At 33.3% G+C, this 14,514-nt stretch carries 10 protein-coding genes; 1 reads left to right on the top strand and 9 read right to left on the bottom strand.

The annotated features are described in order from the left end of the window. Position 1: 1 nt before the first annotated feature. On the bottom strand, positions 2 to 2,392 hold the full coding sequence (locus tag DOS84_RS15860) for a penicillin acylase family protein (protein ID WP_111411091.1): 2,391 nt from the start codon (positions 2,390 to 2,392) through the stop codon (positions 2 to 4). A 271-nt stretch (positions 2,393 to 2,663) separates the two neighbouring features. Here DOS84_RS15860 and DOS84_RS15865 point away from each other — a divergent pair, with 271 nt between their 5' ends. Next, positions 2,664 to 3,311, top strand: a complete 648-nt coding sequence (locus tag DOS84_RS15865; protein ID WP_111411199.1) for a flavin reductase family protein — start codon at positions 2,664 to 2,666, stop codon at positions 3,309 to 3,311. 42 nt (positions 3,312 to 3,353) lie between these two features. On the opposite strand, the gene kynU is transcribed toward DOS84_RS15865, so the two are convergent. The 8 genes from kynU to dtd all read right to left on the bottom strand — a co-directional run bounded on the left by kynU (position 3,354) and on the right by dtd (position 14,446). After that, positions 3,354 to 4,631: a kynureninase gene (gene kynU, locus DOS84_RS15870; protein WP_111411200.1), complete on the bottom strand. Its 1,278-nt coding sequence runs from the start codon at positions 4,629 to 4,631 to the stop codon at positions 3,354 to 3,356. A 506-nt stretch (positions 4,632 to 5,137) separates the two neighbouring features. Further along, the gene (gene queA, locus DOS84_RS15880; RefSeq protein WP_111411093.1) at positions 5,138 to 6,187 is read right to left on the bottom strand and encodes a tRNA preQ1(34) S-adenosylmethionine ribosyltransferase-isomerase QueA; all 1,050 of its coding nucleotides are present in this window, start codon (positions 6,185 to 6,187) and stop codon (positions 5,138 to 5,140) included. A 169-nt stretch (positions 6,188 to 6,356) separates the two neighbouring features. Beyond that, positions 6,357 to 7,592 carry a 3-phosphoshikimate 1-carboxyvinyltransferase gene (gene aroA / locus DOS84_RS15885; RefSeq protein ID WP_111411094.1) on the bottom strand — a complete coding sequence of 412 codons (1,236 nt, stop codon included), beginning with the start codon at positions 7,590 to 7,592 and terminating at the stop codon, positions 6,357 to 6,359. A gap of 80 nt (positions 7,593 to 7,672) precedes the next feature. Next, positions 7,673 to 7,999 (bottom strand): nucleotide pyrophosphohydrolase, encoded by a 327-nt coding sequence (locus DOS84_RS15890; protein ID WP_077373631.1) that lies wholly within the window; start codon positions 7,997 to 7,999, stop codon positions 7,673 to 7,675. Next, positions 7,996 to 9,993 carry a DUF3857 domain-containing protein gene (locus DOS84_RS15895; RefSeq protein ID WP_111411095.1) on the bottom strand — a complete coding sequence of 666 codons (1,998 nt, stop codon included), beginning with the start codon at positions 9,991 to 9,993 and terminating at the stop codon, positions 7,996 to 7,998. Before DOS84_RS15895 ends, DOS84_RS15890 begins: the two co-directional genes overlap by 4 nt. Positions 9,994 to 9,996: 3 nt before the next feature. After that, a complete protein-coding gene (locus DOS84_RS15900; protein WP_111411096.1) occupies positions 9,997 to 12,015 on the bottom strand; it encodes a DUF3857 domain-containing protein in 2,019 nt (672 codons plus the stop codon). A 7-nt stretch (positions 12,016 to 12,022) separates the two neighbouring features. Continuing rightward, the gene (locus DOS84_RS15905) at positions 12,023 to 13,939 is read right to left on the bottom strand and encodes a DUF3857 domain-containing protein (protein WP_111411097.1); all 1,917 of its coding nucleotides are present in this window, start codon (positions 13,937 to 13,939) and stop codon (positions 12,023 to 12,025) included. Positions 13,940 to 13,993: 54 nt separating this feature from the next. Next, entirely contained in the window at positions 13,994 to 14,446 is a 453-nt protein-coding gene (gene dtd, locus DOS84_RS15910) for a D-aminoacyl-tRNA deacylase (protein ID WP_111411098.1), read from the bottom strand. Positions 14,447 to 14,514 lie beyond the last annotated feature (68 nt).

The following is a 14,514-nucleotide window of genomic DNA, read 5'->3' on the forward strand; positions in this document are numbered from 1 at the left end:
ACTAATTTTCCCGAGGATAAAAAACCAATTTTGTTGAAGATTCCATAATTTCCTTTTTATTCAATTTCATTTTTCTAAATTTTCCAGTATTGTACAATTCTGCTTGATCTGAATAATGTGCACTAAATGGATTCCCAGATTGCCCGGTCGGAAGGATTCCCCAACTATTTTCAATGTCAGAGAAATCAATTACTCTTCGGCTTGAAGGGCCACCTTTTACTTTATAAAATCCATCATCGACAAAATCAAAAAATTGATTATTTATTACTTCGTTAGAGCCAGAAATTTCAAATGGACCAACATTAAAAAATGATCTTAATAGTGCTAATTTTCCTATTGGGTGCTGGTATTCTACCGAATGTACTTTTTCCCACGCCCAATCCGAGGGCGAATTACCTAGTTGTTTTTTCAAAGCCAATATTGCTTCTTTAAAGGATTTTGTTAAAATTTGACTTTTGGTTTCTTTTTTGTTTTTTGTTGTAACATCATCCCACCATGGCGACTTTTCGCTTGAAATTTGTCTGGCGACAATTTGCTTCATAACATGAGTTCCTAAAAATTGTTTAAATGCTTCATCACCCAATTCATCCTGAAAAGTATTTTTTAGATATAAAAAAATCCACTTATTATAGATCGTTGGTGCAACATCATTCAAATTATTTGAACCTTTCCATGATTTCAAAATATGCACGGCTTCATTTTCCGTTTTGGAAAGTGATTTTGCATTTAAATTGGAAACCATATTTTTTACAACTTCGGGAGCTACAGCTGATGTATTGTCATTAATCATTTCGCCCACTGAACTTTCATCCCAATCAGATTTTGAATCCAATAATTGTGTAATTCTTTTCGCTCTGTCTTCAGGAAGATAATAGCCCGGATATGCAAAACCATCAATAGTTTCCGGCTGATTGTTTGCGGAATACACGTAATTCCAATCTGGATTGATCGTAGATGGATTTTTTGAAAAATCTAAATATTCCAGACTGTCATCTTTCCCATTCGCACCATCAAGTATAAAATTTGTATTCACGCCATTATTATGTTTATATAATTTACCAGTTGCCCACCAGCCCACATTACCTTTTACATCGCCATACATTACATTGAGTCCGGGCGCTGCAATAAGTGCAACTCCTTTTTGAAAATCAGCCACCGATTTCGAGTGAGAAATGGCATAAATTGCCTCAATACTATGAATAGGTTGTTGCGTATAAATCCAAGACATCGCAACTGGCTTATTTGTTTTTAAACCAGTTAACAAATCATTCATAATAGGACCATGCTGACTTACTTTTAAATTCAAAATAACATCTGCCGAATCTTTAACCTTTATTATTTTTTTTCTGATTTCATAATCTCTGAATCCGTTTTTTGTTTGGTATTGATTATTATTTTTAGGATTATTCTCTTCTTGATAAAAATCAACATCGTCATTTTCAAACATAGTCAAACCATATGCATATTCCCGATTGTGTCCCAATAAAGGAAAAGGTGCTCCTGCCAGATAACAGCCGTACAATTCAAAATCAAGCGTTTTAATATGAGCTTCATACCAGGTGCCAGGTTGGGAGAATCCAATATGTGGATCATTGGCAAAAATTACTTTTTTGTTTTTTGTTTTTTGAGGAGCAATAACCCAACTATTACTTCCAACAAATGGCGCTACCGGAGACTGATCTAAAAGCGATGCAATTGATTGAGAAATCGCAATATATTGTTGCTGTTTTTGTTTTGCAATTTTAATTTGAGTAATATTGAAATTCCCGTCCAAACCAAAATCCTTTAGATAATCCATTCCATATTTGTTCCGAATGTCGGTAAGTAACGGGTCTGTTTTTTGAGCCATTGCAAAACTAAAAGACATATATCCAAAAATGTTATACACATCTTCTATAGTGAATTTTTGCTTTTTAACCCCTAATAATTGAAATTCCACAGGAGTTACACCTTCTTCTAGATATTGATTAATTCCATCCAAATAAGCCATTGTCAATTGATAGGCTCGACTCTTTTTATCTAAGTTCGCAATAGCTTTTTGAGATGCCTCTTCAATTCCTAAACCCACAAAAAACTTATCGTTCTTCAATGCAACCGATCCAAATACTTCGGACAATCGGCCTGGCGCTATACGTCTAAGTAATTCCATTTGCCATAATCTATCCTGAGCGTGAACATATCCCAAAGCAACCATTGCATCTATCGAATTTTGGGCATAAATATGTGGCACCCCAAATTCATCAAAATAAATCGTAGTCTCTTTTTTAATATTTTTTAAATAAACATTACCTTCATATTTAGGTTTTTGATAGGATCTATAAATAAAAAATGTGCCAATTAAAGCAATTAGCAAAAAAATAAAAACAAACAGAATTCTTTTTAGTAATCTCATTGGGAGCAATTTTAATAGGGGTCTTCAAACTTATGCAAAAATCAACATATTTTATACACTAACTTTAAAAAACACATTTAAAAAAGGGAATATTTTTATCAAATACAAATAAACACAATTGCCATCGATTTTATCATTATTGTTAATTTTTCAACATAAAACAAAGAATAAACACGCAATACGTTAAAATTTACAATATAAATTGAGGTTTTTATAAACAATTCCGAATGATTCAATGTCAGTTTATTATATTTGTTTAAATTTAAAAATCATGAAAAATATTTCAAAAGAAACCATTTCACAAATGGATAAGATTGAAAAATTAAATTTAATAAATTCATGCACAGGATTTAAATCCGCCAATTTAATAGCGACAAAATCTATTGAAGGCAATACCAATGTTGCCATATTTAGCAGTGTTACCCATTTAGGCAGTAGTCCTTCATTAATTGGTTTTATTGTTCGACCTACAACTGTCCCTAGAGATACTTATAAAAACATTATGGAAACTGGTTATTTCACCGTAAACCATATAACGATAGATATGATTGCCGATGCACATCATACTTCAGCCAATTATGATTCTGGAATCTCAGAATTTGCCAAAACCAATTTGGAAGAAGAATACAAAGAGGGATTCAATGTTCCCTTTGTAAAGGGTAGTCCGGTACAGCTCTATTGCAAATATGTAAATGAATACATCATCAAGGAAAATGACACCATTCATATCATAGCCTCTATCGAGCATGTTTTTTTTGACGAAGCGTTGGAACATAAAGATGGATGGTTGCAACTCGACAAAGGTAATATAGTTGCCTTGAATGGTGCTGATGGTTATTTTTTGCCCAAACTAATAGATCGCTTTCAATATGCTAGGCAAAATGTACCCACTAAATCTTTCAAAAAAGATAAAGAATAAGTATTAAAAAACGGGAATGGCTTTTATACCATTCCTGTTTTTTTATTTCCCTAAAATTCCTGTTTTTAAAATCTGTCCGAAGTGATACATATCCTCATAAGAAGTATATAAAGGAACCGGTGCCAGACGAATTACATTGGGTTCCCGCCAATCCGTAATCACACCATTTTTCATTAAATAATCAAACAAACTGCGTCCTTCTCCATGGAGAAAAACCGATAATTGGCAAGCTCTTTCAGACGGTTCTTTTGGAGTAATAATTTCAAAGGAACCCAGAACTTCTTTGCTTATTTCGTTCAGAATAAATTCTAAATAAGAAGTGATTTTATCCCTTTTAAGTATTAATTGATCCATTCCAATTTCGTCAAACATTTCAACGGAAGCTAAATAAGGAGCCAACGAAAGTATCGGTAAATTACTGATTTGCCAACCTCCTGCTCCATGAACTGGATCAAAAACAGGTTCCATCTTGAAACGACGCTCTTTATTATGTCCCCACCAGCCTGCAAATCGCGGCAGCTCTTTATTGTTATGGTGTTTTTCATGAACAAAACAACCCGAAGCATTTCCTGGTCCTGAGTTCATATATTTATAACTGCACCAAGCAGCAAAATCGACATTCCAATCGTGAAGTTCCAATTTAATATTTCCGGCAGCGTGGGCCAAATCCCAACCTACATAAGCGCCCTGTTTTTGTCCCGCTTCGGTAATGGTTTTCATATCAAAAACCTGCCCTGTATAATAATTCACACCGCCTATTAAAACCAATGCCAACTCCTCACCCACTTCTTCAATTTTTGTCAAAACATCTTCCAATCGGATGTTATGTTCTCCCTCTCTGCGTTTGATTTCTACAATTGCATCCTCGGGTTTATAGCCATGAAAATTCACTTGACTTTGAAACATATATTGATCAGAAGGAAAGGCTTTTTCTTCGCAAATGATTTTATAACGCTTTGCAGTTGGTCTATAAAATGAAACCATTAACAAATGAAGATTCACTGTTAGCGTGTTCATTACTGTAATTTCGGATGGCAAAGCACCTACCAATTTACTTAATGGATTGGCAAAACGTTCTTGATAATCCCACCACGGTTTTTCGGCATAAAAATGGCCTTCGACAGCCAGATTTGCCCAATCATTCATTACCTCATCAACATATTTTTTTGTTCTTTTTGGCTGTAATCCCAAAGAGTTACCCGTAAAATAAATTACTTTTTTGTTGTTAACTTTTGGAAATATAAACTCGTCTTGGTATTTATGTAGATGATCTTGTGAATCGAGTTGCTGAGCAAATTCTAATGTATTTTTGAAATCCATTTTTTGATTATTTTGTGCCGTAAAAATAGAAAAAGATAATAGAGAAAAACCAACTGAATAAAGAAAAAACACAAATAGAGATGATAAAAAGACAATTCAATAAAAAACAAATTCATTTTAGCCTATATTTTGCATTTAAAATAACGCATCACTTCTTATGAAAACGAATTGCGTTAGGGATAAAAATGGAAAGTTTTTACCTGAAACCATTAGTAATACAGAAACGAGGAAGCGACCAAAGGAAGCTCCCGCAGTGCTAGTATTACTTTGGTTTTGGGTAAAAAATTGTAATGGATAGCCCGTAATACGCCAAGATAAAAAAGATTGCAGATTGCAGATTGTAGATTGTAGATTGTAGATTGTAGATTGTAGATTGTAGATTGTAGATTGTAGATTGTAGATTGTAGATTGTAGATTGTTAAACTGTGCGTTCGCTTCGCTCAATTTAGAGCATAAAAAAACTCGCCATTTCTGACGAGTTTTAATTTTTATGTAAATTGAATATTTTAGATAATCAACATTGCATCTCCGTAAGAATAGAATTTGTATTCTTCTTTGATTGCTTCCTCATAAGCTCTTTTCATTAAATCATGACCACAGAAAGCAGAAACCATCATTAACAAAGTTGATTTTGGCGTATGAAAATTGGTAATCATACAAGTTGGAATACTGAAATCGTGAGGAGGAAAAACAAATTTATTTGTCCAACCATCGTAAGGGTTCAGTGTATTTTGCGAAGAAACTGAACTTTCGACGGCACGCATAGAAGTGGTTCCCACTGTACAGATTCTTTTCTTGGCAGCTTTCGCAGCGTTTACGATATCACAAGCTTCTTGAGTGATTTTTAATTCCTCAGAATCCATTTTGTGTTTCGATAAATCCTCAACCTCGACTGGATTGAAAGTTCCTAAACCAACGTGAAGTGTAACTTCGGCAAATTTAACTCCCTTGATTTCCAATCTTTTCAACAAATGTTTAGAAAAGTGCAAACCAGCAGTTGGTGCCGCTACTGCTCCTTCTTCCTTGGCATAAATTGTTTGGTAACGCTCTGCGTCTTCTGGAGTTACGTCACGACTGATGTATTTAGGAATTGGAGTTTCTCCTAGTTCTGTTAATTTATTTCTGAATTCTTCATAAGATCCGTCATAAAGAAAACGCAACGTTCTTCCACGAGAAGTAGTGTTATCAATCACCTCGGCCACTAATGAATCATCGTCTCCGAAGTATAATTTATTTCCAATTCTGATTTTACGAGCTGGATCTACTAAAACGTCCCAAAGTCTTTGTTCTGCGTTTAGTTCTCTAAGTAAAAATACTTCGATTCTTGCTCCAGTTTTTTCTTTATTTCCGTACAAACGGGCAGGAAAAACTTTGGTATTATTTAAGATTAAAACATCACCATCATCAAAATAATCGATAACGTCCTTAAACATTTTATGTTCTATCGTTTGTTTCTTACGGTCGATAACCATCAATCGAGACTCATCTCTATTTTCGGCTGGATACTCTGCAAGAAGTTCTTTTGGTAAATTGAATTGAAAGTGAGATAATTTCATATATTAAAATTTAGATTTTAGATTTTAGATTTTAGAACTGTTAAAGTCCTAAAAAATAAATCGTGTGCAAATATACGATTGTGAGATAGGCGTTGTCAAGTGTTTAGGTGTTTATTTTTCCTAACCCTACGCTATCCTGCCAAGTGACTATACAAAAATCAATAAAAGTCTATGTAAACGACCATTTTTGAATCATAAGAAAACCTAATTTTTTTAAATCATCCCAAAAATCAGGGTATGATTTTGAAACTACATCGGCATTATTGATAATAATTGGCACCTTTAAACCTAATGGAGCAAATGCCATTGCCATTCTGTGGTCGTTATAAGTATCGATTCTTATCTCTTCTTTAATATCTTTTGTCGCTATCAGTGTCAGACTATCATTGGTCACCGAAATATTGGCTCCCAATTTGGTTAATTCAATTCGAAGTGCTTCCAGCCTATCGGTTTCTTTGATTTTTAAAGTATGTAAACCGGTAAGATGACAGCCAATTCCCAACCCTAAACAAGTAACTACAATTGTTTGTGCAATGTCTGGCGTATTATTTAACTCAAAATTCAAGTCTTTGTATTCGAAATCAGTTTGCTTTTTCAAAGTAAGTTTGTTTCCTTCAAAATGTGAAGCCACTCCCATTTGCTTGTAAATTTCAACCAAAGCTGAATCTCCCTGCAAACTTGTTTCTTTGTAACTTGTCAAAGAGATAGATGCTGTTTTTGCCAAGGCAACTAAACTAAAAAAATAAGATGCAGAACTCCAATCGGATTCCACTGTCATTACTTTTGTTTCTACTTCTTTTTTTGGATGTACTGTGATTACGTTTCCAATAAAACTAGTTTGAATGTTTAAATCATTCAATAATGCAAGAGTCATTTTGATATACGGAATCGAAGTTATCTCACCAACCAAAGTCAGCTCAATACCGTTCTCTAGTTTTGGGGCAACCAAAAGCAATGCTGATATATATTGACTACTTACATTAGCAGGAATACTTACTTTTGAAGCCGTTATTTTTTGTCCTTTAATTCGAATAGGCGGATATCCTTCTTCTTTTTCATAAGTAATCTGTGCCCCTAATTGTTGTAAAGCTTCAACCAAAACTTTGATCGGACGTTCTGTCATTCTTTGAGATCCAGTTAACACAACCTCACGACCTTCATTTACAGCAAAGTAAGCCGTTAAGAAACGCATTGCTGTTCCGGCATGATGAATATCCACTATTTCCTCATTACCAATTAAAGCTTTTTGCATTACCTCACTGTCATCAGAATTTGAAGTATTCTCCAAAGTAATATTTGGATACAATGCCTGAAGCAACAATAGTCGATTGGTTTCGCTCTTGGAACCTGTAATTGCAATTTGTTCTTGTAAATCGAGTTGTGAAGTTTGTAACAGTAAATTCATTTTGGATGAGTTGATAGGTGTGTTTTGGCAAATTTATTTTAAAAAAAGGATGTACCAAAACTTTGCCCTGACTTATAACATTATTTTAGTTTATCGTTGTTTTTGTGTCGGTCTTTGTCTCGAACGGATTTTAAATCCATCTTCTTGTCAAAAGCGGCTTGCAAATCGATTCCTGTTTGATTGGCCAAACACAAAACCACAAAAACAACATCGGCCAATTCTTCGCCAAGGTCTTTGTTTTTATCACTTTCCTTTTCGGATTGTTCTCCGTATCGGCGGGCAATGATTCGGGCTACTTCACCTACTTCTTCAGTAAGTTGTGCCATATTGGTCAATTCATTAAAATAGCGAACTCCGTGTTCTTTGATCCAAGTATCTACGTCTTGTTGGGCATTTTTTAGGTTCATGGTTGAATTTTCTTTAGAACTATTTTTTCGTTTTGCTTGTCAATCATTTTTTGATAAAACTCCTTAATTGGCTCATAAAAATCAGCAGAAGCTATAGCCATACTATTTTCCTTCACGACTAAAATGAGTATTTTATTCCCTTGGGAAAATGTATTAACAGAAAAAGATAACTCTTTACCTTCTGTCGAAATCTTCATCGGTTGAGGAATCGATTCCACAATGTACCCTTCCGGTATTTCAAAGCTGATGTTATATTTTTCTTGCTTTGGGTAACCAAAATAAATCGGCATTTGTCTTTTTTCCTGAACAAAAGGATTATGAGATTGAGTAAAAAACAACATCGGATTGATGTATACTTTGTCTCCAATAATATCACAATAATTACTAGCCGTAAAAGTAAAATTTTCTAGAATAGGATTTGCTAAATCAGTCTTTTTATTATCAATTGAATAATCTTGGATTTTAATACCACCAAAGTCATTTTCTATCTTTTCCAGGTAAGTATCCGTATTGATTTCTGCATATTTTTCTCTAAAACTGTAGGCATCATAATCCGTCATTTGAAATCTATACTTTCCTTCCATTTTACCTGTCTTATCCATTTTTACCATCAAAGTATAATATTTACCAGATGGTTTTGTAGGCACTAAATCAATTTCTTGAGAAATTCCTTCTTGCTTAATGAGTCGCCCTTTCCAGTTTAAAACATTCAAAGGCAAGATGTTTTGTGTGGTGTATTTATGTGTTGCATCCAATAAAACCTGCTTCCCATCAACAACAACAGCTGCGACAACATAATTGAAAACGGTTCTATTGGGAAAAACAGGAATACCATGTTCACGAGTACTGACTAAAACGGGACTTGCATCCAGTCCGGCCAATTTTAACATAGAGATGAGAATAAAATTTATTTCGGCTACATTTCCTGTTTTGTCAATATAAGCCTTCTTAACACCTTTATCTGTATAATACCCATTGTCATTATTCCAGTTCATTCTGTTTTGAACAAATTTAAAAACTACTGCAAGTCTTTCTTCCTTGGAATCAATGTCTTTTAAAATCGTCTTCAGATCATTTAGAAGATATGAACCTTCTTGTAATTCAATTCCAAATTCTTTATCCGCATAAATAGTTTTAGCTACACCATCCCAATCTTTGGAATAATTCTTTTCTTTTTCATCCGGAAAATTTGTCTTTTCAAGTTCGTGATGGAGAGAAGATTGATAATTTTGAATGTTATCCACAAAATTTTCCTCTTTTAAAGCTGGAATATTTTCTGCAGTATATTTTGTCTTCAATTGTCTGAAACTCAAATTAACGGTTTGGGAATTTTTATCATCAAAAGAAAAACTTCCGCCCACCACCTTTGAATCCATTTTAATATCAATAAAACCAACTTGAATAGGTTTATAGGTGAAAAAATAAGGAATGTTGGTAGTATATTCAGCGTAATTTACTGGAATTTTATCCTGAAAATTGAAAACTGGAAACTTAACGATATTTTCTGTTTTTAAAACGTATTTAAATTCAATAACTGAGCCCACTTTTACGTTAGGCAACGTTATCCAAGCTTCATTCCAATATTCATTTACATTTTTTTTAAAACTTCCTTCACTATTAAGTTTTGTTTTTACAATTGAACCATTCTCAAGATTATAAGTTGCTGCATTCGAAAATTTAACAACATCGTCATTGTAATTTTCATACCCCACATAATAAGGCAAGGTAAAATTAGCCCAATCTGATCCTTCCTTTTTATAGATTTTAATACGCATAGTCACTTCTGTGATTGCTACAAATCCATTCTTTAAAGAATAATCGAAACTAGTTTTACCGTTTTTAAACAAAACCGCAGCGACAGCACTTGTGTCTTTGGAATGTTGCTTTTCTTTTAATTCTGCCACAGATACTTTCCCTAATTCAAAGTTTTGAGCGTTTAACTTTATAAAAGAAAACAAAATCAATAAACCTAAAACGGATTTAAAGTTTCTCATTATTTATGCTTTCTTTAAAACGATTTTTTCAGTTTGCTTAGCAATCATACCTTGATAATATTCTTTTAGTGTAGTATAATATTCCGGAGAAACAATTGGTGTATTAATTTGATGACTAATGGATAACTGTATATTGCTTCCAGTGGCATTTGCTATAAATTTAAAGCTACCAATATTATCCTCCATATTAAACACAGATGATTTTGGAAGTGTTTCTATCACATAGCCATCTGGAATATCAATATTTATTGCATATTTGTCTATAAACGGGAACCCATAATCAATAGGATATTCTCTAACCTCTTGTTTAAATGGATTATGTTCTTTGGTAAAAAACAACAATGGATTAATATACATTTTTTCGCCAATGATCTCACATAAATTTGTCCCTGTAAAAGAGCAGGTTTCTACAATTGGCTTTTTAACATCCTTCTCATTTGTCCTTAAATAATCTGAAATTTCAATTTTTTCGTTCTCATTTTCAAATTTTTCCAAATATTCCTCCTCTTTTATGTTTTCTATCTCCGATCTAAAACTCATAGCATTATGATTGGTTCGTTGACGTCTTAATTTACCCGTAATTTTACCGGTGGCATCAATTGAATACATCATCGTTACATTATCATCTGAAGCTTTTGTAGGCATCAAATCGACTTCTTCTGATGTTCCATCTTTTCTAATTAATCTACCCATCCAATTTAAATCCCTAAAAGGCAATACATTTGGAGTCGAAAATTTACTTGTTGCATCCAACAATATCAATCCTTCAGGAGTTTCAACAGCCGCAATAACATAATTGAATGCGCCTCGATTAGGAAAAATTGAAATCCCATTTGCTCGCGTACTAACCAAAACAGGATTTGCCTTTAACCCCGCGGTGCGTAACATAGCAGTAAGCATTAAATTAATTTCTGCCACATTACCTGTCTTGTCTTTATATGCTTTTTTAACCCCATCATCGCATGAATAACCATTATAATCATTCCATTTTACTGTTGATTTCACATAATTTAGAATTACTGAAATAATTTCATCCTGAGCTGTTAATCCCGCTGTAACCGCCTTTAAATCATCTTCAAAATAACCTGTTTTATTAAGTTCTGGTCCAAAATCATCATTGTCATAAATGGTTTTTACTACGGCATCCCAGTCTGTAGAATAAGGCTTCAGTGGCTCATTTGGATATTTAGTCATCGACAATTCCTGTACTAGACTTGTGGTATAATTATCAATATTATTCACGAATACTTCCTCCTTCATGGCTGGTAGGTTTCTCGCAATATAGGTAGTTTTAGTTTCTTGATAATCAATCTTATCACTTGAAAAATTAGTCTGAGAAACATGACCAGACTCTGTTCTCTCCTTGCTGGTAATCACAAATGATTTTGAAGATTTTTCAACATTGATTTGTGGCGTAACAAATCCTTTCATTTTAGTATTGTAAATAAAATATTCCGGCACATAGGTTTTATACTCTGCATAATCTACAGGAATATTGGTTTGAAAATCGAACTCCCTCAACATTCCTATATTATTTGTTCGTATGGTATATCTAAATTCTAATATTGATCCCTCTTTAACATTGGGCAAGGTAATTTTCTTTTTACTCCAATATCTATTCACCTTTTCCTCAAACTCCCCTTCACTTTTTAGCTTTATTTTTTCAATTTTTCCTGCCTCTAAATTATAGGTAATCACATCCGAAAACGAAACACTTTCTTTAATTGAACTACCTCCTGATATAAATCGTACTTCTTTATTAGCCCAATCATACCCATCCTTTTTATAAATTTTAATACGCATAGCCACTTCCGTAATCACTCTAAAACCTTCTCCTTGCATATATTCAAATTTAGTTGAACCAGTTTTAAACAATATTGCTGCAACAGCAGCCGTGTCTTTAGGGTGAACTTTTTGTTCCAATTCAGCAATAGAAACTTTTCCTAGTTTAAATTCTTGAGCATTTGCATTGAAACAAAATAGAGTTAATAACAATAAAAGGGTTAAGTGTTTGGTTTTCATTTTGTAATTAGGATTTGGTTAAAATTATTTTGGCGTTATCGTTTCTGGAAATTTGTTCCATAAAAAGGCGGAATTCATCGTATTCTTTATTAGTGTACAAACCTTTTTTCAAAAAGAATTTTCGTTTGTAAACGATATTATTGTTATCTTTTTTTATAATCTCAGTTTTATATTCACCGAATTTTCCATTAATCTCAACATCCTGAGGAAGGAATTCGACCGAGAAATTAACTGGTAAAGCAATTTCTATTTCATCGATATCTACTGAGCCTCTTTGAATCTCTAAAGGATTTTTTCTGCTTCGAATTCGTTTGACACTTTGAATTAATGGATTAAAGGCATTTACGGCAAACATCATTTTATTGACTGATACGTTTCCATAATTCACTGCACTTATTTCTGCATTTTCTGTAAAACTTATTTTTTCAGTATCATTTTTAAAAGTGACTTTTTTAATTTTTAAATTATTAATGGTGCTCCAATAATCTTTATAGAATTTCTCCATTTCTGTTGGAGAAAGTTTATCATTATTAAATTTTTGATTGTATTGAGAACCTTCAGAAACTATTCCTACTTTCCCTGATAAATCGCCATTTTCTGCAATCGAATAAGCCCCTTTGCTTACTTGTGTATTGCCCGTATCTTCATAAACTTTTGTTCTTACAATCTCTCCTCCTTCTGGTTTTACAACCAAAACATTTCTGTCATCTGTAAACGTTCCTTGATAACCAAAAGGATCAACTTGACTGGTACACTCTAAAAAAACATATTTATCTTTATTGGGTATAGCCAAAATCATATGATTTCCTTGCATTGAAACAAAATCAGTTTCAATATCACGCTTTCTTGGATTACCATATAAAATTACATTGTAAGAGGGCACATCCACCGCACTAAGAAGTGCTTTGGTATAATTACTCAATGCCTTACAATCCCCATAGCCCAAACGATCAACATCACTGGCCTGCATTGGTTTCCAACCCCCAATACCAATACTTATATTCACATATCTTGATTTTTCCTGAACATATTTATAAATGATTTGTGCCTTCTTAATAGGGTCGGTTTCGGCACCTACCAAAGCTTTGATTTTAACTTTGGTTTCTTCTGATAAATCAGTAGTTCCCTGCAGAATTTTTTCGCTGTACCATTTTCCAAATTCTGTCCACGTTTTAGCTGTTCCATCCACCCCTTCAAGATGAAATAATTCCAATCCCATCATTACTCTTGGAAAAAGATAACTAATCGAAGGACTTGCTGTTTCTTCTTTTTGAGCCAACATTTTTGATGCTGTATAAGAAAGTTGTGTCGAAGTTTCTATCGTTTTTTTGACATTAAAATTCGAGAAATTAAATTCCTTATATTTAAAACTGAGGTTTGAAGGATAACTTATGTTCAGAATGCTTTTTTCTATACTTACAGCATAATCATTCAAAGGCATCCATTGCGGAATGAAAGCAGTATTGGATGTTTCTGTTTCGCTTTCAAAAACAACTGTAAACGGATATTGTATTGGTGTATAATCTAAGTAAATATAGCGGCTCTCCGAAAAAAGAGTACTCCCGCTTACAGCACTTACATCTCTGAAATCCCCTCTCTTTATTTTTTTGATTTCCTTTCCAGAAGCATCATAAACCGTTGCCAATATATTTTTGACAGGACTAGACTTGTCGTAATTTTCATACGCTTCAATAGCACCTAAGCCATTTTCATTCAAGACTGTTACAACTCGTTTATTTTTGATATTCATACTGCGTTGAGAAGCAATTATTATATCAATTTGGTTCAAACGAACAACTGCATTGGCATTTTCTTTTAGTGAATCGGAAATAGTTAGAGTACTGTAATCGCTTTTTTGGGCAAAAAGAAATGTTGTAGTAAATAAAAAAATTGAAGTAATAGAAGAGAGAAATTTGTAGGACATAAAAAAGATTTAGCTCCGAAATATAAGAAAATTTCGTTTAAATAAAAGCTAAAATTATTCTTTATTTTTACTGTCGATTTGAATAGTAACTGGGCCATCATTCAGCAATAACACTTTCATATCGGCACCAAAAATTCCTGTTTGTACTTTTTTACCCAATTCTTTTTCCATTTGTTTTACAAAACTTTCATATAAAGGAATTGCAATTTCGGGTTTTGAGGCTTTTATATAAGAGGGACGATTGCCTTTTTTAGTCAGGGCATGAAGAGTGAATTGAGAAACAACAATTATTTCGCCATCAATATCTTTTACGGAAAGATTCATTACTTCATTTTCATCTCCAAAAATGCGAAGATTTACAATTTTTTGGCAAAGCCAATTGATGTCCTCTTGTGTATCGGCATCTTCCATACCGACCAAAACAAGTAAGCCTTTCTGTATATCTGCCACAATTTTAGAATCGATGGTTACTGAGGCGGAGGAAACTCTTTGAATAACAACTTTCATTATTTAAGCCTTAATGTTTGAAAGTCGAAAGTCAAAAGTCGTCTAACATTCGACTTTAAGACTTTAGA

The sequence above is a fragment of the Flavobacterium aquariorum genome (genome assembly GCF_003254745.1).
Lineage (GTDB): Bacteria > Bacteroidota > Bacteroidia > Flavobacteriales > Flavobacteriaceae > Flavobacterium > Flavobacterium aquariorum.